Annotated in this window: 19 protein-coding genes; 6 read left to right on the top strand and 13 right to left on the bottom strand. The window is 37.9% G+C overall.

From position 1 onward, the window contains the following. Positions 1 to 145 precede the first annotated feature (145 nt). Positions 146 to 1,273, top strand: a complete 1,128-nt coding sequence (locus tag ACFQZ9_RS07145) for a 5-methyltetrahydropteroyltriglutamate--homocysteine S-methyltransferase (protein WP_498942924.1) — start codon at positions 146 to 148, stop codon at positions 1,271 to 1,273. Positions 1,274 to 1,493: 220 nt separating this feature from the next. Next, positions 1,494 to 1,700, top strand: a complete 207-nt coding sequence (locus tag ACFQZ9_RS07140) for a DUF1657 domain-containing protein (RefSeq protein ID WP_198311301.1) — start codon at positions 1,494 to 1,496, stop codon at positions 1,698 to 1,700. A gap of 164 nt (positions 1,701 to 1,864) precedes the next feature. Here ACFQZ9_RS07140 and ACFQZ9_RS07135 read toward each other — a convergent pair whose 3' ends face one another. The 3 genes from ACFQZ9_RS07135 to ACFQZ9_RS07125 all read right to left on the bottom strand — a co-directional run bounded on the left by ACFQZ9_RS07135 (position 1,865) and on the right by ACFQZ9_RS07125 (position 4,485). Next, positions 1,865 to 2,365, bottom strand: coding sequence for an undecaprenyl-diphosphatase (locus ACFQZ9_RS07135; protein WP_498942923.1), 501 nt, complete (start codon positions 2,363 to 2,365; stop codon positions 1,865 to 1,867). Between the two features lie 118 nt (positions 2,366 to 2,483). Further along, a complete protein-coding gene (locus ACFQZ9_RS07130) occupies positions 2,484 to 3,263 on the bottom strand; it encodes an alpha/beta fold hydrolase (protein WP_498942921.1) in 780 nt (259 codons plus the stop codon). 262 nt (positions 3,264 to 3,525) lie between these two features. Continuing rightward, positions 3,526 to 4,485, bottom strand: a complete 960-nt coding sequence (locus tag ACFQZ9_RS07125) for an aldolase catalytic domain-containing protein (protein WP_498942919.1) — start codon at positions 4,483 to 4,485, stop codon at positions 3,526 to 3,528. Between the two features lie 425 nt (positions 4,486 to 4,910). Here ACFQZ9_RS07125 and yyaC point away from each other — a divergent pair, with 425 nt between their 5' ends. Next, complete coding sequence (gene yyaC / locus ACFQZ9_RS07120; protein ID WP_498942917.1) at positions 4,911 to 5,495, top strand: spore protease YyaC; 585 nt, start codon at positions 4,911 to 4,913, stop codon at positions 5,493 to 5,495. A gap of 66 nt (positions 5,496 to 5,561) precedes the next feature. Here the strand turns inward: yyaC and ACFQZ9_RS07115 are convergent, their stop codons facing one another. Continuing rightward, positions 5,562 to 6,878, bottom strand: a complete 1,317-nt coding sequence (locus ACFQZ9_RS07115; RefSeq protein WP_498943599.1) for a CitMHS family transporter — start codon at positions 6,876 to 6,878, stop codon at positions 5,562 to 5,564. 238 nt (positions 6,879 to 7,116) lie between these two features. Further along, entirely contained in the window at positions 7,117 to 7,980 is an 864-nt protein-coding gene (locus ACFQZ9_RS07110) for a LysR family transcriptional regulator (RefSeq protein WP_498942915.1), read from the bottom strand. Between the two features lie 142 nt (positions 7,981 to 8,122). Between ACFQZ9_RS07110 and ACFQZ9_RS07105 the strand changes: the two genes are divergently transcribed. The 3 genes from ACFQZ9_RS07105 to ACFQZ9_RS07095 all read left to right on the top strand — a co-directional run bounded on the left by ACFQZ9_RS07105 (position 8,123) and on the right by ACFQZ9_RS07095 (position 10,620). Continuing rightward, positions 8,123 to 9,259 carry a 2-methylaconitate cis-trans isomerase PrpF family protein gene (locus ACFQZ9_RS07105; protein ID WP_498942914.1) on the top strand — a complete coding sequence of 379 codons (1,137 nt, stop codon included), beginning with the start codon at positions 8,123 to 8,125 and terminating at the stop codon, positions 9,257 to 9,259. A gap of 57 nt (positions 9,260 to 9,316) precedes the next feature. After that, positions 9,317 to 9,463: a hypothetical protein gene (locus ACFQZ9_RS07100; RefSeq protein WP_198311295.1), complete on the top strand. Its 147-nt coding sequence runs from the start codon at positions 9,317 to 9,319 to the stop codon at positions 9,461 to 9,463. Between the two features lie 305 nt (positions 9,464 to 9,768). Then, positions 9,769 to 10,620, top strand: coding sequence for a peptidylprolyl isomerase (locus tag ACFQZ9_RS07095; protein WP_498942912.1), 852 nt, complete (start codon positions 9,769 to 9,771; stop codon positions 10,618 to 10,620). A gap of 61 nt (positions 10,621 to 10,681) precedes the next feature. Here ACFQZ9_RS07095 and ACFQZ9_RS07090 read toward each other — a convergent pair whose 3' ends face one another. From ACFQZ9_RS07090 to adhE, 8 genes are all read right to left on the bottom strand, one after another. Beyond that, positions 10,682 to 11,488 carry a C40 family peptidase gene (locus ACFQZ9_RS07090; RefSeq protein WP_498942911.1) on the bottom strand — a complete coding sequence of 269 codons (807 nt, stop codon included), beginning with the start codon at positions 11,486 to 11,488 and terminating at the stop codon, positions 10,682 to 10,684. Between the two features lie 200 nt (positions 11,489 to 11,688). Next, positions 11,689 to 11,880 (bottom strand): hypothetical protein, encoded by a 192-nt coding sequence (locus ACFQZ9_RS07085; protein ID WP_498942909.1) that lies wholly within the window; start codon positions 11,878 to 11,880, stop codon positions 11,689 to 11,691. A 148-nt stretch (positions 11,881 to 12,028) separates the two neighbouring features. Continuing rightward, the gene (locus tag ACFQZ9_RS07080) at positions 12,029 to 12,895 is read right to left on the bottom strand and encodes a peptidoglycan recognition protein family protein (RefSeq protein ID WP_498942907.1); all 867 of its coding nucleotides are present in this window, start codon (positions 12,893 to 12,895) and stop codon (positions 12,029 to 12,031) included. 132 nt (positions 12,896 to 13,027) lie between these two features. Beyond that, a complete protein-coding gene (locus tag ACFQZ9_RS07075) occupies positions 13,028 to 14,155 on the bottom strand; it encodes a dihydrolipoamide acetyltransferase family protein (RefSeq protein ID WP_498942905.1) in 1,128 nt (375 codons plus the stop codon). A gap of 15 nt (positions 14,156 to 14,170) precedes the next feature. Beyond that, on the bottom strand, positions 14,171 to 15,193 hold the full coding sequence (locus ACFQZ9_RS07070; RefSeq protein WP_498942904.1) for an alpha-ketoacid dehydrogenase subunit beta: 1,023 nt from the start codon (positions 15,191 to 15,193) through the stop codon (positions 14,171 to 14,173). Positions 15,194 to 15,224: 31 nt separating this feature from the next. Then, complete coding sequence (locus ACFQZ9_RS07065; protein WP_198311357.1) at positions 15,225 to 16,184, bottom strand: thiamine pyrophosphate-dependent dehydrogenase E1 component subunit alpha; 960 nt, start codon at positions 16,182 to 16,184, stop codon at positions 15,225 to 15,227. A 219-nt stretch (positions 16,185 to 16,403) separates the two neighbouring features. Then, positions 16,404 to 18,326 (bottom strand): sigma-54-dependent Fis family transcriptional regulator, encoded by a 1,923-nt coding sequence (locus ACFQZ9_RS07060; protein ID WP_498943598.1) that lies wholly within the window; start codon positions 18,324 to 18,326, stop codon positions 16,404 to 16,406. A gap of 168 nt (positions 18,327 to 18,494) precedes the next feature. Beyond that, positions 18,495 to 21,098, bottom strand: a complete 2,604-nt coding sequence (gene adhE, locus ACFQZ9_RS07055; protein ID WP_498942902.1) for a bifunctional acetaldehyde-CoA/alcohol dehydrogenase — start codon at positions 21,096 to 21,098, stop codon at positions 18,495 to 18,497. Positions 21,099 to 21,102 lie beyond the last annotated feature (4 nt).

The following is a 21,102-nucleotide window of genomic DNA, read 5'->3' as shown; positions in this document are numbered from 1 at the left end:
CCCCCCTCTTCTTATTTATGAAGAGGGGTTTTTATTTTTATGGCTGTGTTAAACTTGGTTGTTGATTTCCGCTCCAATCAACGCTGTTTAAAAATCAACATTGTTCTTTAACAAAGCCATTTTTATAGAAAGAAGGAAAATATTTATGACCAAAACATTAGTAAAAGCTCCATTTAAAGCTGATCATGTCGGTAGTTTTCTAAGACCTGAACCTATTAAAGCAGCAAGAAAAGCATATGCAAACGAGGAAATTGATTATGCAGCCCTTAAGGTGATAGAGGATAAAGAAATTGAGAAACTGGTACAGAAACAAATTGAGGTGGGCCTTAAATCCATCTCGGATGGTGAGTTTAGACGTGCATGGTGGCATTTAGACTTTTTAGCAGGTTTAGAGGGTATTGAGGAATTTGAAGCGGAGTATGTAAGTAACTTCAAAGGTGCCAAAACAAAAAATAAGGCCATCAAGGTAGTTGGTAAAATCGACTTTAATGGTCATTATATGTTAGAGCACTTCAAATTCCTAAAGCATGCCGTTGATCAATACGGTGATGGAACTCAAGTTGCTAAGTTTTCCATTCCAAGCCCCAATATGTTATTCACAAGAATTCAGGGCGATGAGTTTTACAATGGCGACACAGAACAGTTCTACCATGATACAGTAACGGCTTACCAAAAAGCCATTCAAGCTTTCTATGATGCGGGCTGCCGTTATTTACAATTAGACGATACTTCCTGGATTGATTTTGTTTCGGAAGATCGGATCAAAGCAGTCGTTGAAAAAATTGGCAAGGACGTACGGGATATCATTGATTCGAGGGTAAGTTGTTTAAATGATTCCATTTCTAAGAAGCCTGAAGATATGGTAATCACAATGCATATTTGTCGCGGAAACTTCCGCTCTACTTATATAACGAGCGGTGGATACGATCAAATCTCGGATGCTATTTTTGCTAACTTAAATGTTGATGGATTATTCTTGGAATATGATGATAATCGTTCAGGTGATTTTGGACCACTTAAAAGCTTTAAACGAGATGACAAAACCGTTGTATTAGGCTTAATTACCTCTAAATTCCCGGAATTAGAAGATCCCGAAGTGATTAAGGCAAGAATTAAAGAAGCAAGTCAATCGATTCCATTAGAAAACTTGGCATTAAGCCCTCAGTGCGGATTTGCCAGCACGGAAGAAGGAAACGTTTTAACAGAAGAGGAACAATGGGATAAGATTAAGCACATTGTTAAAATTGCTGAAAGCGTATGGGGTAACAACTAAATTCTCTTAAAAAAGACCACACTGGTCTTTTTTTGTTTAGCGTATATCTGATAACTCACATGCTATACCACTCATTAAAAAACACTTAAATTATTGAAAATTAAATTACTGAAAAAGAGAGGATTTAATTTCGTTTGAATTTGAAATCACCATGCATAACCTTACAAGTATTTCGCATACTACTTTTGTGAATTCAATTTTTTTCGAAAGAAGGAGTAAAATGACAGTTGGAAAACAAGTTCAAACCGCATTAGCAAGTTTAAAAAGTGCCCAGGCAAGTTTCGAAACTTTTGCTTTAGCTACAGACAACCAAAATGCAAAGCAACTTTATCAACAAGCTGCACAACAAACGCAATCCGTTCTTGATAGCCTTGAACCACGCCTTCAAGAAATTCAAGGTGAGGAACCTCAGTACAAACAACAATAAATTAAGTTATCTTCGACCCTGACAAAAAATGTTAGGGCTTTTTTCAGCACTTTCTTATATTACTATTAACCTTAGCCGGTACAATTATTGCATTACTTTTCCCTTCCAAACTAGTTGCAAAAAGAATTAGGAAGATTTCATTCCAACTCCTAAGCCAAAAAAATTTACTTTTGAAAAAGTGATAATTTGTGGACGAAAAGACTTATAAGAGATCCTAGAAAGGCGCTACCGATAATGTCAGATGGATAATGATGTCCTACCCAAATGCGAGATAACCCTGTAAGGAAAGACATCCCCCCCATTATTACTCCAAGGAAACGATGATAAAAAAAGATCGTAGTTGAAACTGCAAAAACAAGTAGGGTATGTTTACTTGGAAAAGACGAATCCATTTTTGAGGGAATAAGAATTCCTACACTTCTTTTTAAAAATGGCCGCGGCTTAAAATAAAATAACTTAATGAATATATTTATTATTAAGCTGATAAGGATAGAGATTGCTGCATCCATAGCCATTTTTCTATATTCCTGTCTTTTAAAGAACATAATGATTAAAATAAGAATATAGACAAATCGAATCCTGTTTGAAATGAATATCATCATTTTATCTAACATTAACGAACGACCAGAAAGAAAATTTATTGCCCGAAAAAGCTTAACATCCATAAAAATTCACCTCAGTTTTTTTCAGCTGCATTCATTATAGGGTTACAATAATATGTAATGACGCTACTACATGTAGATTGGTTAAACCTTACAAAATCATGATAAGCACAAGTGAACATTATTTTTCCAAATAATGTTTTTTAATATACTGACTAATTATTTTATTTAATGCATCTGCGGTTTTTGTTGGAATCCGATGGTCTACATTTTCAATGAACTTTAATTCATTACATGGTAATTTCTCATGTAATAGCTGGGCATAATCATAAAATTGCTTATCCTGCTCCCCATAAATCAGGATAATTGGAATATGAATGTTCTCTAGTTGATTGGTACAATTATAGTGCAAACAATACTCGTAATATTGCTGGATATTCCTCGCATCACCTTTTTTGGAATCAATAAACATCTTGATGAATTGCTTTTGAGTATTTGAATTGCTCCAAGATACAGACCATGCCAAAAAAGATACAGCCCCAGCCTTAGCAAGCTTAATTGCAAAAGAAATTCTTTTCATTAGCCTCCAATCACTAATCTCAGACATACCGCTAATTACAATTCCTCCTAAAGCTTGGTCTTCAGAAGTCAGCAAAAATTCTAAAACGATCGATGCACCAGCAGAATAGCCGCAAATAAATGCTTTTTTTACCTTTAGATGATTTAATAGTTGTTTTATATCACTTATAATAAGCGAGTAGGTAATTGGTTTACTTGAATACTGACTATTTCCATGACCTCTAATATCAAAAGTAATTACTTGATAGTATCTTGATAATTCCTCTATTTGGTATTCAAAGTTAAAAGAAGTGAGTACAGGAGGATGGATAAATACAATAGGAATCCCTTTTCCTTTAACATTGAAATATAGGGTACCCCCATTAACATCCAACATTGGCATGTTATTCTCACCTCAATTAACAAAATAATTAACCCACATGACTAAAAATAGTAATCCTAATCTTACCCAGAAGACTTTCTTATCTTGTTCAATACTCAACTTAATATACAATAGTAAAAACATTAAATTACCGCTAATTAACCATGCTGTATGTGGGGTTATATTAAAAGTTAGAGAAGCGTTTTTTACCCTTTCAACTAGAAAAAGAACTTCGAATAAAGAAAAAAAGCACCTTAATCAAAAGGTACTTTTTGCAATCCCACTATTTTGAAACTGTCGCCAATTCCACTTCTGGTGACGTGACCTTATCATAGAAATCAACGAACTTATCACGTTCCGCTGTATTACGGTATGCCATTGCAACACGTGGATGTTCATTCAGAACACCAGAAATCATGTAAGGAATGATATAGCCCCACTCCCACTTTTGACGCATTTCCAGCATATGTTTTTCAATAATACCTAAAACAGGCTTAAGCTCGTAGCTTGTTTTTTGGATGTAGCTAACAAGAAGCTCTGTGTGACAGTTACCGGCTGCACGACCCATACCATAAACAGAGGAATCCAAGAAAGTAACTCCGCTTCGCATTGCAGCGATTGTATTGGCAAACGCTAACTGCATATTGTTATGTGTATGAATTCCAAGTTCCTTGTTAGGAACCAAGTCTTTAAACTTTTTCACGAGATGCTCAATATCAGCAGGATCTAAGCTTCCAAAGGAGTCAACGATATACACGACATCTACAGGACTGTTTCGTACCAATTCAAAAGCTTCAATGAGTTGCTTTTCTGGAACACTTGATAAAGCCATGATATTAAGAGTAGTCTCATACCCCAAATCATGAAACATTTTAACAAGTTCCAAGCCCTTGTCCACTTCTCTGATATAGCAAGCTACTCTGATCATATCTAGAACACTTTGTTCGCGCGGCAGGATGTCATTAGGGTCTACACGACCAATATCTACTAAAGCAGATAACTTCGTAAACTTTTTCTCAGGAATGATTTCTTTCAGAAAGTTATCGTCAAGAAATCTCCATGGATTGGGCTCCGTTGCTTTAAGGAGCTTTGGTGAGTTTTTGTAACCAATCTCCATATATTCAACGCCTGCTTCACTTAAGCCATTATACAGGTCTTGTACAAATTCGACGCTGAAATCCCAATTATTAACCAAACCTCCATCCCGAATCGTACAGTCTAAAATTTTACTACGTTGTCCCATGATGTAACTCCCCCTATTTTTCCCTCATACTAGAATTATTTTTCACTTTAATACGTTTATTTATTAAAATTCTTATTGTGTTTATATCATTTTTCGATAAAATGTGTCAATCTATTTTCCTGAAAATTCAAGATTTTTCTTTTTATTCATTGAAACTTACAGTTTAAAATAACTAATTCTTTCTACTATAACTAAATTTCGTGAGTTATGAAATGCTTTCTAAATAAAATTCTTTCAGAAATTTATAAAAAGCCGAAACTGTATTTAATTCTAATATTTCTTTTCGAATTGTTGTGAGATTGGGATATCAAAAAGAATTCTTCCCATCATACCAAAGTTTAACTTACTTGAAAGAAGCTTAAGTTGATATAATTGTTTTAAATACATTTAAAACAATACGTTACATGCCATTTGGGGGAAGTGAAATGTGTCCTTTTTTTAATAATCAAGGAAACTCAGAACAAGAGAACACTTTATTTAAAATCAAAGCGAAGGAATTGATAGAAGAAAAAGAAATTGAGGTCTCTTCAGAAATTATGGAAGAAATCATCACACGCTCTATGCTTGACAATAGAGAAATTGTTTTTCTATGTATTGGCTCAGATCGATATGTTGGAGACTCACTAGGACCTCTAGTGGGTACGATGCTTAGAGAAAGTCATGTTCCTTATCATGTATACGGCACCTTGAAAGAACCCGTTCATGCCTTTAACTTAAAGGATATTTTGAAAGACATCCAGAAGCAGCATAAAAAGCCGTTGATTATCAGTATTGATGCATGTTTGGGAGAAAAAAGCCAAGTCGGTTTTATTTATTTTAACAAAGGACCACTCGCTCCTGGGAGTGCCCTTGAAAAAATTCTACCTAAAGTGGGAGATTACCATATCAAAAGTATGATCAACTATATTGATCCATTACCAGCATCACAGTTTCTAAATGACACCCGTTTATTTACCGTTTTCAATTTTGCAAAAACCATTGTAAAAATTATTTGTCACACAATAAAATAACCATCATTAATATAGAAAAAACAGAGCTGCTTTACAAATTTGTAAACAGCTCTGTTTTTCTCTATATTAAAAAATACTCAATGCACCAGTTACTACAGCAACGATAATGATAACTAAAGAGCAGAAGACAGACCATTTAAATGCAGCCTTCTGGAACTCTCCTAGGTCGGTATTAATCATTCCTACTAATAGCAGTGTAGAGGCTACCAACGGGCTTAAAAAGTGTACTGGCTGGCCTAATACGGAAGCTCTGGCGATTTCTAATGGGTCTACCCCATATGCGGAGCCCGCTTCCGCCAAGATTGGCAACACTCCAAAATAATAGGCGTCATTTGATAAAACGAAAGTAAACGGCATACTTGTCAGAGCCACTACTGCAGGAAAAAATGACCCTAAAGAATCTGGAATAATTGAAACGAGTGAATGAGCGATTGCGTCCACCATCTTTGTTCCAGAAAAAATACCCGTGAAGATCCCCGCTGCAAAAACGAGTGTAACAACCGTCAAAGCATTTCCTGCATGTGCCATTATCCGCTCTTTTTGTTGTTCCAAGTTTGGATAGTTAATCATGGAAGCTAAAACAAAACCAATAAGAAATAGCACCGGAGCCGGTAATATTCCCATTACCAAAACGACCATTACCGCAATTGTTAACAGCAGATTGAACCATATCAGTTTAGGACGCTTTATATTTCCTGGCATCTCAATCGCGATAGCTGCTTCAGGAATAGCAGAAAGGTTACTGTACGGTGACTCTATAGTTATTATACCAATTTTCTTCCGTTCCTTTTTTCCCAGAAAATAGGCCGTAACCAGGATACTTCCTATCCCCGCAAACAGGGTAGGTAAGAGCGGGAGGAAAAATTCATTGGCATCTAAACCCAACGAGGCAATTGCTCTTGTTGCAGGACCTCCCCATGGAGTCATACCACTCATTATACTGACAGAAAGCATTGATATAGTTCCAAGTACTAGTGGACTCATGCCCAATCGTAAATATAAGGGCAGCATTGCTGAAATCGTAATCATGTGTGTAGTGGTACCGTCTCCGTCAAGAGCAACTAACAAGGCAATAATCGCAGTACCAATGGCGATCTTTACTGGATCCCCTTTTACGAATTTCAACATTTGTTTAATAAGCGGGTCGAACAATCCTGCGTCAATCAAAATCCCGAAAAACAGTATTGCAAACAATAATAGCGCTGCTGAAGGGGCGACAACCTTTAAACCTTCCATCATCATATCCCCCAGCTTTAAGCCAAAACCTCCAATTAATGCAAAGACAATTGGAACCACCACAAGGGCTATGACCGGAGATAATCGCTTTGACATAATCAAGTAAGTAAATACGACAACCATTGAAACTCCTAAAAAAGTAATAATATAAATCCCCTCCATAAAAGAAATCGCTTACAAACTCAGAGAAAAAAGATAAAGATTCTTTCCAATCTTCTTATCTCTGAAAACTATATTTTTAGAATATTTCAGCAATCAAAATAAGTAAAATATATATTTTTTTAAGATTTTCTAAAAAAAAACTTATAATCAAGTTAGATTTTTTTATTGCAAGCGATTAAAAGAGTGAAGTACAAGAAAAAGTATAGCTTTCCTTGTACTATTTTTATAAATTTGGATTTTGGTTTAAAAAATTTAAAAAGGTTTTTACAGTTGTTAGCTGCAATTCGTCTTTGTTGTACATTAACCACGTACTTCTTAAAACAGGTGTACCATTTTTGTAAGACAATCCATATGTAAATAAATTATCAGATGGTTGTAAACAAATTTCAGGCAATATCGCAATCCCTAAATCATTTTTAACCATTTCTTTGCAGGTTTCCTGGCGATCAGTTTCCATAGTTACGAGCGGAGGTTCTGAAAAACGATCGTGCCACCAGCCGTTGATTAGATTTTTTAGGGAACTGTCGGTTTGATAATTAATAAAGGGAAGTTCTGGTAATTTATTTATATCAACCTCACGTTTGGAAATAAGACAAAGCCTTTCCTCGTGGAGCATCGTTTTGGCTCCATACCAATCGTAATTTCCACGCAGTATCCCCAATTGCACACTTGAAGAATTTAGTAGGTTCATAATACTGGTACTCCAACCCGTATTAACACTAAATTGAACATTTGGATATTCGGTAGAGAATTGCTTTAATAGTTTAGGAAGCTTATATTGAGCAAAGTTACTCGATACTCCTAATCGCAATGTTCCCCTTACCTCCTCCTTCATATTCAGTATGTAATCTTTCGTTTGCTGAAGTTTTTTTATCATTTCTTCTGCATAATCAGCTAAATAGACACCTTCTGAAGTAAATTCAATTCCGCCTTTTATTTTATAAAACAATTCAGTACCAAGCTCTTTTTCTAAATTCTTCAACCTGTATGTTAAAGCAGGCTGTGAAATATACAGGCGCTCCGATGCCCGGCTAATATTCTTTTCTTCGAACAAAACCTTGATCGCGACCCAATCTTTCTCATCCATAGGAATCCTCCATTCATAGGATTATAAAAAAATTTTTATATTTTCCCACAAAATTATCTATTTTACTTATGATCTAGTTTATCATACTATGTTTTCAAAAGAACAACAATTTTTCAAAAAATCAAAAAGGTGGTTTTGTAACATGAAAGTCCCAGTTGTCATTATGCGTGGTGGAACCAGTAAAGGAGTATTTCTCAATTATGAGCACATGCCTGAAAATCGTGCTATTTGGGAGGACTTTCTTCTTGATATAATGGGCAGTCCCGATCAAAGGCAAATTGACGGGCTTGGCGGTGCAAATTCCTTAACCAGTAAAGCTGCTATTATTAAAAAATCTTCTATTCAAGGTGTAGACATTGAATATACATTTGCACAAATAAGCCTTGAAAACCAATTCGTTGATTTTAATGGTAATTGCGGCAATATTTCTTCTGCTGTAGGACCCTATGCAATTGAACAAGGGCTTGTGCCAAAAATAGAACCCGTTACGAAAGTTAGAATATTAAATACGAATACCAACAAGTTAATTATAGCTGAAGTGGAAGTAAAGAATGGAAAGGTCCAAACAGAAGGAAGATGTTCAATCCCTGGTGTTCCGGGGACAGGTTCCCCTATTTACCTTTCCTTCACCCGCTCAGAGGGGGCTGTAACAGGAAAGCTTTTTCCAACCGGAAAATCAGTGGACTGGATTGAAACTAAAAATGGAACCATACCCATTTCGATAGTTGACGTTGCCAATCCACTTGTTTTTGTCAGAGCACAGGATGTGGGGCTAATTGGAAATGAATTGCCACATGAGTATTCTCCCGAAAAATTAAGGGAATTAGAAGAAATTAGATCTACAGCAGCTGAAATGTGCTACTTTTCTAAAAAAGAAGATGCAACTAAAAAGTCTCCAGCCGTACCAAAAATGACCATCATTGCACCCCCTATGGAGTATATTGATAATACTGGTATTAATAGAAATGCTTCTGAAATGGACCTGACAATCCGAATGATGTCCATGCAAAAGCCGCATCAAGCACTTGCGATTACAGGTGCGATTTGTACAACGGCAGCTGCTTTCCTAAAGGATACCATTTTGTCTGATATTGTGACTCTTAACCATGAAGTGGTTAGATTAGCCCATCCTGCCGGAATTATGGAAACAAAGGTGGACTTGTTTGCCGGCCATATCAGTGCAATAAAGGTAGTCCGTACAGCAAGAACCATCCTAGAGGGTTCCGTTTTTACAAAGAAAAATTATCAAATTTCAGAACTAGCTGCTCAAGCAAATTAACTTTCTACTTTTAATTTCTAATTCATAAAAAATTAAGAAGAAACGGAGACATTTTAAATGTGGGTAATCACCGTGCATACGGAGGAAAGTATTAAAATATACGAATTTTCTACAGAAAAAGAAGCTAGAGATGCGATGCTAGAAATGGGCGGAAATTTGATCTTAACCGAAGTAATTTATTTTAATGACCCCTGCTTCGTTTAGATAGTTTCTATTATAAATGTTGTGCAACGACAAAAAACTACTGCTCCACAAATGGAAGCGTCTAAGGAAATAATTAAAAGCGATGTTATTTTTAAGCTAATACATCGCTTTTTTTTTTTCACAATAAAACTACTCCTTTATTGTTTAAATTTGGTCCCGCTATTTTCTTAAATTTCTATTAAAATCTCATAAATTATTTCTTAATTTCTTCTTACATTCTTCTTAACCTGTTCATCATTTATTCATATTCATTCATTAATATAGTTTTTAACATCTAATAGATTACAAATTTTAGGAGTGAAAGAATGAAGAAATGGATTCTTACAGGTATCATGATCAGTGCACTGGGATTGTCTGCTTGCAGCAATAGTACCCTCATGAAATCCGATTCAGGAAATATCTCACAAGATGAATTATATCAAGCAATGAAAACAAAGTATGGAACACAGACACTTCAAGAGCTTGCTGTTGAAAAAGTTTTGTCTAAAGAATATACCGTTACTAAATCTGAAATTGATGCGGAGGTTAAAAAAGTAAAAGAACAACTGGGTGATCAATTTCTAACCACTTTACAGCAATACGGCTACAAAGATGAGTCTGACTATAGGAACGTAGTGAAGCTAAATCTTTTAGAGGAGAAAGCGGTGTATAAAACCCTTAAAGTTAACGATAAAGAATTAAAGGATGCATACGCTAGTTACAAGCCAGAAATTCGCGCCCGTCATATTTTAGTGAACGATAAGAAAACTGCTGATGAAGTGGAAGCTAAACTCAAAAAAGGCGAAAAATTTGAAGATTTGGCGAAAAAATATTCACAAGATCCAGCAAGTTCTTCAAATGGCGGTGATCTTGGGTGGTTTGGAACTGGTGAGATGGACGCGGATTTTGAAAAAGCAGCCTATGCTTTAAAACTAAAAGAAGTCAGTGACCCGGTCAAAACTCAATATGGATACCATATTATTCAATTGACAGATAAAAAAGCGAAAAAATCATTCGCACAAATGAAAAATACCCTTACAGATCAAGTCAAAGAAACAAAGGTCACGCAGGAAAAGATTGCAACTGTTTTAAAAGCTGAATTTAAAAAGGCGAATGTTACCATATCGGAAAAGGATTTGAGCAAAGCAACAGATTTCTCTGCCTTAACCAGCCAATAAAAAACGATCACTTCACCTATAAAAAGGAACTCTTACTGTAAATAAGAGTTCCTTTAATAAACTATAAATGCCTTGCACCTAGGTACCGAGGCTTCCAATAAGAATTATTCATATCGGAAATTTCAACACCCTTAGTTGAACCGGAGTGAATGAACTTTCCATTTCCAACATAAATCCCCATATGCGAAGGACCTGATTTATACGTTTCATAATAAACAAAATCACCAACCGATAAAGTAGATACCGGCTTCATCATGCTCCAATAACCAGCAACCGTCTGACGAGAGATAGGTTTTTGTTTGTTAATTACATAGTAAATAAAACCGCTGCAATCAAAGCCGCTTGTTGTCGTTCCTCCCCATTTGTAAGGGATTCCAATCACTGCTTTGGCATCCTGTATCAATTTATCTGTATTTAATTCTTTCACGGTAGAACTTGTAGTTTCATTCGTTTTAATCGATTGAGTGGTCATTTTGCCGCTGACTTTAAGTTTTTGGCCAAGTCGGATAAAATCTGATTTCAGATTATTTAATGACTTCAATTGTTTTACAGTTGTATGGTATTTTTTAGCGATTGCTGAGAGAGTATCGCCTTTTTTTACTGTATATATGTATGAAGTCGGAGTAGTGCTCTGTTTGGCAACAGTATTTCCTTTTACAGGAATATTAAGATTCTGCCCGACAAAGATTCGATCATTTTTTAATTTATTTGCTGATTTTATTTTTGCAACTGAGATATGGTATTGCTTGGAATACTTAGATAAGGTATCTCCCTTTTTAACCTTGATATTCATGGCCATGGCTGAAGTACTATATAAAGAAGTCCCAATTACTGTAGCTGCTACTAATGACAAAAGTTTCTTTTTCATTTTCTCCCCCACGCTATCTATATAATCACTTTTCCAGTTTACTTACTATTTGGGAAGATTGCTAGATTATGTCGAAAACTGTTAACCAAATGTAATAGTATTGTAATATATTGTCGCATGATGATAGAGACTAGTATCACAATTCCGATATTCATAGTAAAAAACTTCAAAAAATAACCACAAAAAAACCAGAGAGTAAATTACTCTCCGGCAGACACGACGATTTCGAATCCTTCTTGTTTAAGATCGCTATCATATACTTCAGGCGTTACTATGTAGTAGGTTTCGCCACCATTACTCGAAATAACAATTTCGCTTGGACTTTTATCTACTTGGGCTTCAATTAAATTTTCATATGGAGCACCAAGTAATTCTGTTACATTACCAGCCATGATTACACCCCCTATTTCGAGTGATTGTAACAGAATTTTATGAAAAATGAAAGTAGAAAATAATATAGTTATCTCCCGTTATCGAATGCCTATCAAAAATAGAACTGTTTCGTGAGCAGCTCTATTTTTGACTTCCTCTTATTCAGAATCATCTTTTAAGAATGTCCAGTAACTTTAGATTTTGTGCTGCAGTGCCTGTGTAATTCTTTATACCATATTGTTCTGCTAGTTTTGCACGATTGGAAAAACTTGAATCTTCTCCAATGCTATTGAGGTAATCAACAATGCTGTTGCCCTTATAACCTTTATCTGATGACCCCGTTTTAGACTTTCTGTCTCTTAAAATATCCAATAGTTTTAGATTCTGTTCTGCAGTGCCTTTATAATTCCCTATACCGTATTTTGCGGCTAATTTCTCACGATTCGAAAAGCTAGAATCTTCACCGAGACTATTCAGGTAATCAACAATACTGTCGCCTTTATATTCCTCCTTGCTGACCTTTTTCGGGGTATCCGATTTATTGATTTTTTCACCTTTAACCATCTCTAAAAAATCGTTCCAATCGACTCCTTTTTCACCACTCCGCAAATATCTTGGACAGTTTTTACCACTCCAGTGGTGATGCTGGACAACATTAGAAATAGGGATTCTTAATTCCCCCATTAAATGTTTGGTTAGCCACGCCGCATTTTCAACCGCATTAGTAAAATCACCATCACGATTGACACAAATTTCAATGGCGATGGATGACATATTCCCTGGTCCATCTCCATCTCCCGCATGCCATGCTACTTCGTCAGTCGGTATCGATTGGTAAATAGAATCATCATCAACTGTAAAATGCCAGGAAGCTTGTCTAGTATTACCGTTATATTGAAGGTTAGCATGGGCAGCATCGTCTGCACCTCTAGCGGTATTATCCGTTTCATGGATCGTTATATATTCGGGATTCATTTTAATGCCAGGGCGAGTAAAAGTATTGGAAGCAGGGATAAACTTTTGATTGATTTTCATATACCATCTCTCCTTGTTCTATATATATGCAATCCTGTGCTTAATTGGAAAGGCATACGAACTATAAAGACTCATATATATATCTTTTAACGAAAAAACGATTGAGGATCATCCTCAATCGTTTTTTATCTATTATTTAGCTAAGACCTCATCTAATAGTCTAGCAGGTTCCTCAAGATAGCCAATTAACGTTTGTATAAATTTTGCTGCAGGTGCCCCATCTATCGCACGATGATCAAATGTTAAGCTTAGTGGCAGTCTCTTCCTCTCCGTAATTTGGCCATTTTTCAAAGTTAGATCGGTTTCGATTTTTCCAACACCAAGAATCGCTGCTTCAGGCAGATTTAGGATTGGGGTAAAAAATTGAATTCCAAAACTGCCTAGGTTTGTTACAGTAAAGGTCCCACCGGAAAGCTCCTCGGGGGTAATCCGATGTTGAATCACTTTTTCCACTAGTTCACGGACACGATCGCGTAATTGAAGTAAACTTAACTCATCGGCATTTTTAATTACAGGAACATAAAGTCCATCCTCGGTGTCAACTGCAACCCCTAAATGAACCTTCTCATACTGACGGATTTCCTCTTCAAAAACATGAGCATTGATATTCGGGTTTTGTTTCAACGATTTCGCAACTGCAAATAACAATAGATCATTCCAACTAACCTTATCGATTCTATGACTTCGTTCTTCGGCTAATAGGGTCACATCAGCCCAGGCAGTTTCCGTTAATTGCGCCGTGGATACAAGGCTCTCTGACATTCGCTTGGCAATGGTTTTCCTCACCCCGACAATAGGAACCGATTTAAAATCTGGTCTACTTTCCTGTTTTACTGCTTGATGAAGATCCTCTTCCGTAATATGCCCGTTACGGCCTGTTCCTTTTACAATTGCTAAATCTACCCCCAGATCTCGAGCCAAGCGGCGAATCCTCGGCGATACTTTTACAAACTGGGAAGACTCGGAAGACTGTTCTGTACTTTCTACTTTTTCCTGTTGATCGATTTTTTCAATAGGTGTGCTCGCAGATGGAGCAATTGTAGCGAGAACCTGTCCTACGCCTGCAACCTCACTCCTTGGAACACGAATTTCATACAAAACGCCGCTTTCTTCCGCTTCGATTTCAAACACCGCTTTTTCGGTTTGGACTTCTACAAGAACATCACCCTCATTGACGGTATCGCCCTCTGATTTGTGCCAAAAAACAATGACACTCTCTAAATCATCCTCTGATGTTTGCGGCAATCTTACTTCAAACATAATGAAACCCCCTGACTATTCTTCGTTTACAAGTTTAATTGCTTGTTGATAGATTTTTTCAGCACTAGGCAGGATAAATTGCTCTAATGGGCGGCTATAAGGGATTGGTACATCCGGAATCGCAATCCGCTTGATTGGCGCTTCAAGCTCATACAGCGCTTCTTCAGCGACAATAGCGGAAATTTCAGCTGTTATACCGTAGGATAAATAATCCTCGTCAACCACGATTAAGCGATGTGTTTTTCTTACAGAATTTAATATCGTATCTTTATCAATTGGAGCAAGGGAACGTAAATCAATGACTTCTGCTTCAATCCCTTCCTTTGCAAGTCTTGCTGAAGCCTCTAAGGCATAATGCATCGTCATTTGCAGCCCTACAATCGTAACGTCCTTCCCTTCACGAACAACCTTTGCCTTATCAAGTGGTACCGTGTAAGCCTCTTCCGGTACATGTGAAATGGAGGCATCAAGCTGGTCCATCCAGCCAAGGCCCTGTAGTGTTTTATGGAACATAAATAAGACCGGGTTATCATCACGAATAGCCGAAATCATCATCCCTTTTAAATCATATGGAGTCGATGGTGCCACAACCTTTAGTCCAGGCATATGAGCAAAGGTAGCATAAAGGGTTTGCGAATGCTGTGCAGCATCGTTGTACCCGCCGCCCACTGCCGTCATCAGAACCATTGGAAGCTTGACATTACCTCCGGACATATATTGAATTTTCGCCATATGATTGTAAATTTGGTCCATACATACACCAAAGAAATCGACAAACATTAATTCTGCAATTGGACGGAGCCCTTCTGCAGCTGCTCCGATTGCCGCCCCAATAAAGGCTGTTTCAGATATCGGAGTGTCCATTACACGATCTTGGCCAAATTTTTCAAACAGACCTTGAGTCGAGCCGAATATACCTCCATATTTTCCAACATCCTCACCAAGCACGAACACACTTGGGTCTCTTTCCATTTCTAAGGCAATTGCTTCGGCCATCGCTTTATTTCCAGTTAACATCCGCATTTTTAATGTTTCCATTGTGATTCTCCTTTCAATTCCCTGAGATTTTTTATTTTGAAAAAACATCCTCTAGAGCATCTTCCGGTTTTGGATCAGCACTTTCCCTCGCGAAGGCATAGGCCGCATCTACTTCTTTCTTCGCTATCGCCTCTAAAACCTCAAGTTCCTCTTCTGTAGATACACCTTCTGCCAAGATTAATTCCTTCAATTTAATAATAGGATCTATTTTTCGAAGATTAGGCACTTCGTCTTTATCACGGTATAGCTCTGGATCTCCTTGGAAGTGGCCTAAGAACCGATAGGTTTCAATTTCAATAATGGTAGGACCTTGACCATTGCGTGCCCGCTTAACGGCTTCTTCCGACACCTTGTACATTTCAATTGGGTCATTACCAGAGACATGTGCTCCGGCAATTCCATATGCTGCAGCCCGCTTTTCATTTGAATCAACCGCTGTTGAATCCTGTTTTGAGACAGAAATTCCATATGAGTTATCCTCCACCACGACAATGAGCGGTAATTTCCAAACGGCTGCTAGATTCAGTGACTCATGGAAACCGCCGGCATTTGCGGCCCCTTCACCAACAAATGCAACCGCTACCCAGTCTTGACCTTTTTTCTTTGCCGCAAGTGCTGCTCCAACCGCATGGGGTATCCCTGCTGCTATAATACCTCCGCAGGAAAACTTCACTTCCGGATCAAATAAATGCATATGACCGCCTTTTCCTTTTCCGAGCCCTGTCACTTTTCCGAACATCTCTGCTGTCATTTTCTTTAAATCCACACCTTTTGCAATTGCATGATGATGCGGGCGGTGCGGAGCCGTAACGGTATCTTCTTTTTTCAAATGAGCACATATCCCAACAGCTGCAGGCTCCTGTCCTGTACTTAGATGCATTTCTCCAGGAACCGGTCCTGCACCAATATTAAAAACTGGTTTTTTACCTTCACTATAGGCTTCCACCATGGTGTCCTCGTAATAGCGGCTTTTTACCATTGTTTCGTACATCCATTTCAGCTTTTCAATAGGAATATTTACTTTTTCACTTGTTAATGACACGGTAAATTCCTCCTTTAATCTTAAAAGTGTCTTCTCTTCTTAATAGAATGCAAGTTTCATGCCATATCTGAAAGCGCTTACTAATTATCTTTTCAAAAAAAGGACTGTCTCGTTTTGCTACATAGTGTCCCAACGAATATGGGACACTGTTGCAAAACGGGACAGCCATTACTCAATATTGTATTTTTTCATTTGCCGATATAAGGTACTACGGGATATACCTAAATCTGCTGCAGCCTTACTAAAATTGCGATTATATTTTTCAATGGATTCTAGTAATGCCTGCCTTTTTCGTTCATCCTTTTTTGGTAATCTTAACGGATTTTCATCTTTCAAGGTTCCATATGCGGAAATTTCTTCAGGGAACAATTCCGTAGTCAATTTATCGTCAGAAGCTTTTACCATTGCCCGTTCAATAATATTATGTAATTCTCGAACATTGCCAGGCCAGTCATATGCTTTTAATGAATGGAGAACATGATCATTAATTGCAGGGGATTTTCTTTGCATTCGAAATGCGAGCTGGCTGGAAAAATGTTGGACTAATAATGGAATATCATCCTTCCGATCCCGAAGGCTTGGCATTTGAATCGGCATGACATTTAGGCGGAAAAATAAATCATCACGGAAACTTCCTTTCTGTACCTCCTTCCACAGGTCTTTGTTCGTTGCTGCAATAATACGAACATTAACCGGCACCACTCTTGAACCACCAATCCGGACGACCTCTCGCGTCTGTAAAACCCGCAAAAGCAGGACTTGCATTTCCAATGACATTTCACCAATTTCATCTAAAAACAAGGTCCCTCCGTCAGCTAACTCAAATTTCCCGGCATGACCGCCTTTTCTTGCTCCCGTAAAAGCGCCTTCAGCATACCCAAAAAGCTCGCTTCCTAATAAATCTCTCGGTATGCCTCCACAATTGATAGCGATAAATGGAGACTTGCGCCGGCTGCTTTCATTGTGAATACCCTGTGCCATTAAATCCTTGCCCGTACCGCTTTCCCCCATTAACAGAACGGTCGATTCATTTTTTGCTGCTAGCTTTGCCTCCAGTAAACACTGCAAAAAACGTTCATTTTTTCCAATGATATCTTCAAACGTTACTTTAGCTTGATTCCCGGAAAAATGGTTCACGAGTTGTCGGACTTTCTTTATTTCCTTCACAGTAATTAGGGAACCAATATTCATCCCTTGTCTATGAATCGGTTTTGCATTAAATAGGACCGAAATCTGGTTTTGGGTTTTGCAAATTTGTAGTTTGACCTCCCGATCCATTACTTCTTGGTTGGTCTGAAAAAAGCTTGCCATTTCCTTATTTTCAATGACATTGGAAATCCATTTTCCTTCTATTTCTTTTTCTGACAAGTTCAATATCTGTCGCATGATTTTGTTAGTCTTAATGACTGTACCACTTTCATTAATGATGATTATCCCATCACTTAAGGTGTTGGTTGTTTCCTCAAGATAGCTCATCATCATTTCATTTCGATTTGTTTTCTCAATCAATTGCAGCTCAAATTCAATTGCTTTTACAGTGGAAACAATCATTCCAAGGGTGTGGGGATGGACTTTATCGAACGGTCCGGAAATATTTAAAACTCCGATTATGTTATTATTTGAGTCAAAAATGGGAGAGGCCGAACAGGTCCACGATTGGGTTGCTCGTGTATAATGTTGATACGAAAAAATTTGAATAGGCTTCATTTCAAGGATAGCTGTGCCAATCGCATTCGTGCCCATCGCCTCCTCACTCCAATTGGCTCCTGTAACAAATTGAATCCTTTCAGCATTTTCCAGTGGTTCCGGATCGCCTATGACGGTTAATAGGTAACCGTTTTCATTACAAAGTGTTACAAGAAATCCGGAGCCTTTTACAAGCGAGTAAAGTGTGTTCATGAGTGGAAGTGAAATTTGGATTAATTCCTTTTTTTCTGCTAGTAAAGTTTGTAACTCTCGCCCTGATAGCTTTTCATTTCCGATTGTTTGAAAAGGATTCACATTAAACTGTTTTGATCGCAACCAAGAGCGTTTGATCATTGGATCCAGATCCTCTTGGAGGACCCCCTCCATAACAAATTTCTCCCACATCTGGGCTAACTGTTCTTTCACCTTCAAAAAAATTCCTCCTCCAAATCTATTGAACCAAGGAAACCTTTTGTCACTTATATTATTCTCGTTTTTACATCTATTTTCCTTCAAAAAGCAAAGAAGAGAGCCTCTCCTTAGCAAGGAAGACTCTCTTCTGATTAGCGGAGATTAAACTCCCTTATATGCCAAACGATAAATTTCAGCCAATTCCGTAACTAGCGGAAGCTTCGGATTTGCGGTCGTACATTGGTCTTCAAAGGCACGCTCTGCTAAAAATTCCACCTTGCTTTCAAATTCAACCCGATCAAGATGATTGGCTTCTAAGCTCATTGGAACATCAAGCTCTTTAGCTAGTTTAATAATGGCCTGCACAAGATTTTCAACACCCTCTTCTGTTGTCCGAGCAGGAAGTCCAAGGGTTCTAGCGATTTCTGCGTATCGTTTATCCGCTATGAAATGATTGTATTTCGGGAATGCCGTAAACTTCGTCGGTTTAGTTGCATTATAACGAATTACATGTGGCAGAAGAACCGCATTTGCACGGCCATGGGCAACATGGAATTCAGCGCCTAACTTATGTGCAAGACTATGGTTGATTCCAAGGAAGGCATTGGCAAATGCCATACCAGCAATCGTGGATGCATTATGAATCTTTTCACGTGCCTCTTCATCATTTCCATTTTTATAGGCTCTTGGCAAATACTCGAATACTAATTGAATGGCTTTCATGGCTAAGCCATCCGTAAAATCATTTGCCATGCAGGAAACATACGCTTCAATTGCATGGGTTAATACATCGAGTCCAGTGTCAGCCGTAATATGTTTTGGTACCGTCATCACGAATTGCGGGTCAATAATGGCGACATCAGGTGTCAATTCATAATCAGCCAACGGGTATTTAATATTTGCCTCTTTATCGGTAATAACTGAGAAGGAGGTCACTTCTGAGCCAGTTCCAGATGTGGTTGGAATCGCCACGAATTGGGCTCTTTCCCCTAACTTCGGATATTTTACAATCCGCTTACGGATATCTAAGAATTTTTGTTTTAGGCCAAAAAATTCAGAATCCGGATACTCATAGAAGAGCCACATTCCTTTCGCAGCATCCATGGCAGAACCGCCTCCAAGTGCGATAATGACATCCGGCTGGAATTTTGCCATCATTTCTGCACCCTTCATCACCGTTTCGATGGAAGGGTCCGGCTCCACTTCTGAAAAAATTTCACAGTGTACATAATCGGGGCGTTTTCTTAAATAATAGAGCACGCGGTCCACATAGCCAAGATTTACCATACCAGGGTCTGTGACAATAAACGCCTTCGAGATTTTTGGCATTTTCGCTAAGTATTGAGTTGAATTTTTTTCAAAATAAATTTTGGATGGAACCTTAAACCATTGCATATTCACGTTCCTTTTTGCAACCTTTTTAATGTTAATCATATGGATGGCACCAACATTGGTAGAAACTGAGTTTCCGCCATACGTACCACATCCCAATGTTAATGAAGGCATATAGGCATTATAAATATCGCCAATTGCCCCTTGTGAAGAAGGTGCATTTACAATAATCCGGCCGGCTTTCATTCGCATGCCAAATTCTCTTATAGCTGTTTGGTCATTGGTGTGAATCACAGCAGAGTGGCCTAAACCGCCAAATTCGAGCATTTCTTCTGCTCTTTTAAGCCCCTCTTCGAGACCGTTCACCTTGTAGCAGGCTAAAACTGGGCTTAATTTTTCTCTTGAAAGCGGATATGCCGGTCCTACACCTGTTAATTCGGCAATCAGAATTTTGGTGCCTTCGGGAACCGTTACTCCGGCCATTTCAGCTATTTTAAAGGCAGGCATTCCAACAATATCCGCGTTTACGGCGCAGGAATGTTCATTGATAACTAGTTTTTCCACCTTTTCTTTTTCATCATCATTAAGGAAGTAGCAATTGTTTGCGATCATTTCTCTTTTCACGTTACTATAAATCTCTTTATCTATGATAACGGCCTGTTCAGATGCACAAATCATACCGTTATCAAAGGTTTTCGATAAAATCAAATCATTTACAGCTTGGCTTAGGTTAGCTGATTTTTCAATATAGCATGGAACATTCCCTGGCCCAACTCCTAAAGCCGGTTTACCAGAACTATAAGCAGATTTGACCATGCCTGCCCCTCCTGTTGCAAGGATGAGCGAAATATTCTGGTGATTCATCAAGGTTTGGGTAGCTTCAAGGGATGGTGTTTCAATCCATTGAATACAATATTCCGGAGCACCGGCTTTTACTGCGGCATCTCTTAGTATTCTTGCTGCCTCACTGCTGCATTTTTGTGCAGATGGGTGGAAGGCAAAAATAATCGGGTTTCTTGTTTTAATTGAAATTAATGCCTTAAACATTGTAGTAGATGTTGGATTGGTAACCGGTGTAACTCCTGCTACTACCCCCACAGGCTCGGCAATTTCAATGATGCCTTCATAATCGTTTTCATTTATAATTCCGGCCGTTTTATCATATTTAATATTGTGATAGACATATTCGGTTGCAAACATATTTTTAATGATTTTGTCTTCATACACGCCTCGTTTTGTTTCCTCGACGGCAAGTTTTGCAAGCGGCATATGCTTGTCAAGTCCCACTAACGCCATTTGTTTAACAATTTCATCAATCGTTTGTTGATTAAAGCTGCGGAATTCCGCCAATGCATTTAAACCATTCTCGACTAATTTATCAATTGTTTCTGCTACTGTTTGGGTTTGCTCTATTACTTTTTCATCGATTGCCATTTTT

Source organism: Neobacillus sp. GCM10027624 (assembly GCF_042675345.1).
Taxonomy (GTDB): Bacteria; Bacillota; Bacilli; order Bacillales; family Cytobacillaceae; genus Neobacillus; species Neobacillus cucumis_D.
The sequence above is the reverse complement of the archived record's forward strand: the minus strand, read 5'-3'. Positions and strand labels throughout refer to the sequence as shown.

Coding starts and splice junctions, on each gene's coding strand:
- ACFQZ9_RS07145 (WP_498942924.1), top strand. CDS start 146: ATGACCAAAACATTAGTAAAAGCTCCATTTAAAGCTGATCATGTCGGT.
- ACFQZ9_RS07140 (WP_198311301.1), top strand. CDS start 1,494: ATGACAGTTGGAAAACAAGTTCAAACCGCATTAGCAAGTTTAAAAAGT.
- ACFQZ9_RS07135 (WP_498942923.1), bottom strand. CDS start 2,365: ATGGATGTTAAGCTTTTTCGGGCAATAAATTTTCTTTCTGGTCGTTCG.
- ACFQZ9_RS07130 (WP_498942921.1), bottom strand. CDS start 3,263: ATGCCAATGTTGGATGTTAATGGGGGTACCCTATATTTCAATGTTAAA.
- ACFQZ9_RS07125 (WP_498942919.1), bottom strand. CDS start 4,485: ATGGGACAACGTAGTAAAATTTTAGACTGTACGATTCGGGATGGAGGT.
- yyaC (WP_498942917.1), top strand. CDS start 4,911: ATGTGTCCTTTTTTTAATAATCAAGGAAACTCAGAACAAGAGAACACT.
- ACFQZ9_RS07110 (WP_498942915.1), bottom strand. CDS start 7,980: ATGGATGAGAAAGATTGGGTCGCGATCAAGGTTTTGTTCGAAGAAAAG.
- ACFQZ9_RS07105 (WP_498942914.1), top strand. CDS start 8,123: ATGAAAGTCCCAGTTGTCATTATGCGTGGTGGAACCAGTAAAGGAGTA.
- ACFQZ9_RS07100 (WP_198311295.1), top strand. CDS start 9,317: ATGTGGGTAATCACCGTGCATACGGAGGAAAGTATTAAAATATACGAA.
- ACFQZ9_RS07095 (WP_498942912.1), top strand. CDS start 9,769: ATGAAGAAATGGATTCTTACAGGTATCATGATCAGTGCACTGGGATTG.
- ACFQZ9_RS07090 (WP_498942911.1), bottom strand. CDS start 11,488: ATGAAAAAGAAACTTTTGTCATTAGTAGCAGCTACAGTAATTGGGACT.
- ACFQZ9_RS07085 (WP_498942909.1), bottom strand. CDS start 11,880: ATGGCTGGTAATGTAACAGAATTACTTGGTGCTCCATATGAAAATTTA.
- ACFQZ9_RS07080 (WP_498942907.1), bottom strand. CDS start 12,895: ATGAAAATCAATCAAAAGTTTATCCCTGCTTCCAATACTTTTACTCGC.
- ACFQZ9_RS07075 (WP_498942905.1), bottom strand. CDS start 14,155: ATGTTTGAAGTAAGATTGCCGCAAACATCAGAGGATGATTTAGAGAGT.
- ACFQZ9_RS07070 (WP_498942904.1), bottom strand. CDS start 15,193: ATGGAAACATTAAAAATGCGGATGTTAACTGGAAATAAAGCGATGGCC.
- ACFQZ9_RS07065 (WP_198311357.1), bottom strand. CDS start 16,184: ATGTACGAAACAATGGTAAAAAGCCGCTATTACGAGGACACCATGGTG.
- ACFQZ9_RS07060 (WP_498943598.1), bottom strand. CDS start 18,326: ATGTGGGAGAAATTTGTTATGGAGGGGGTCCTCCAAGAGGATCTGGAT.
- adhE (WP_498942902.1), bottom strand. CDS start 21,098: ATGGCAATCGATGAAAAAGTAATAGAGCAAACCCAAACAGTAGCAGAA.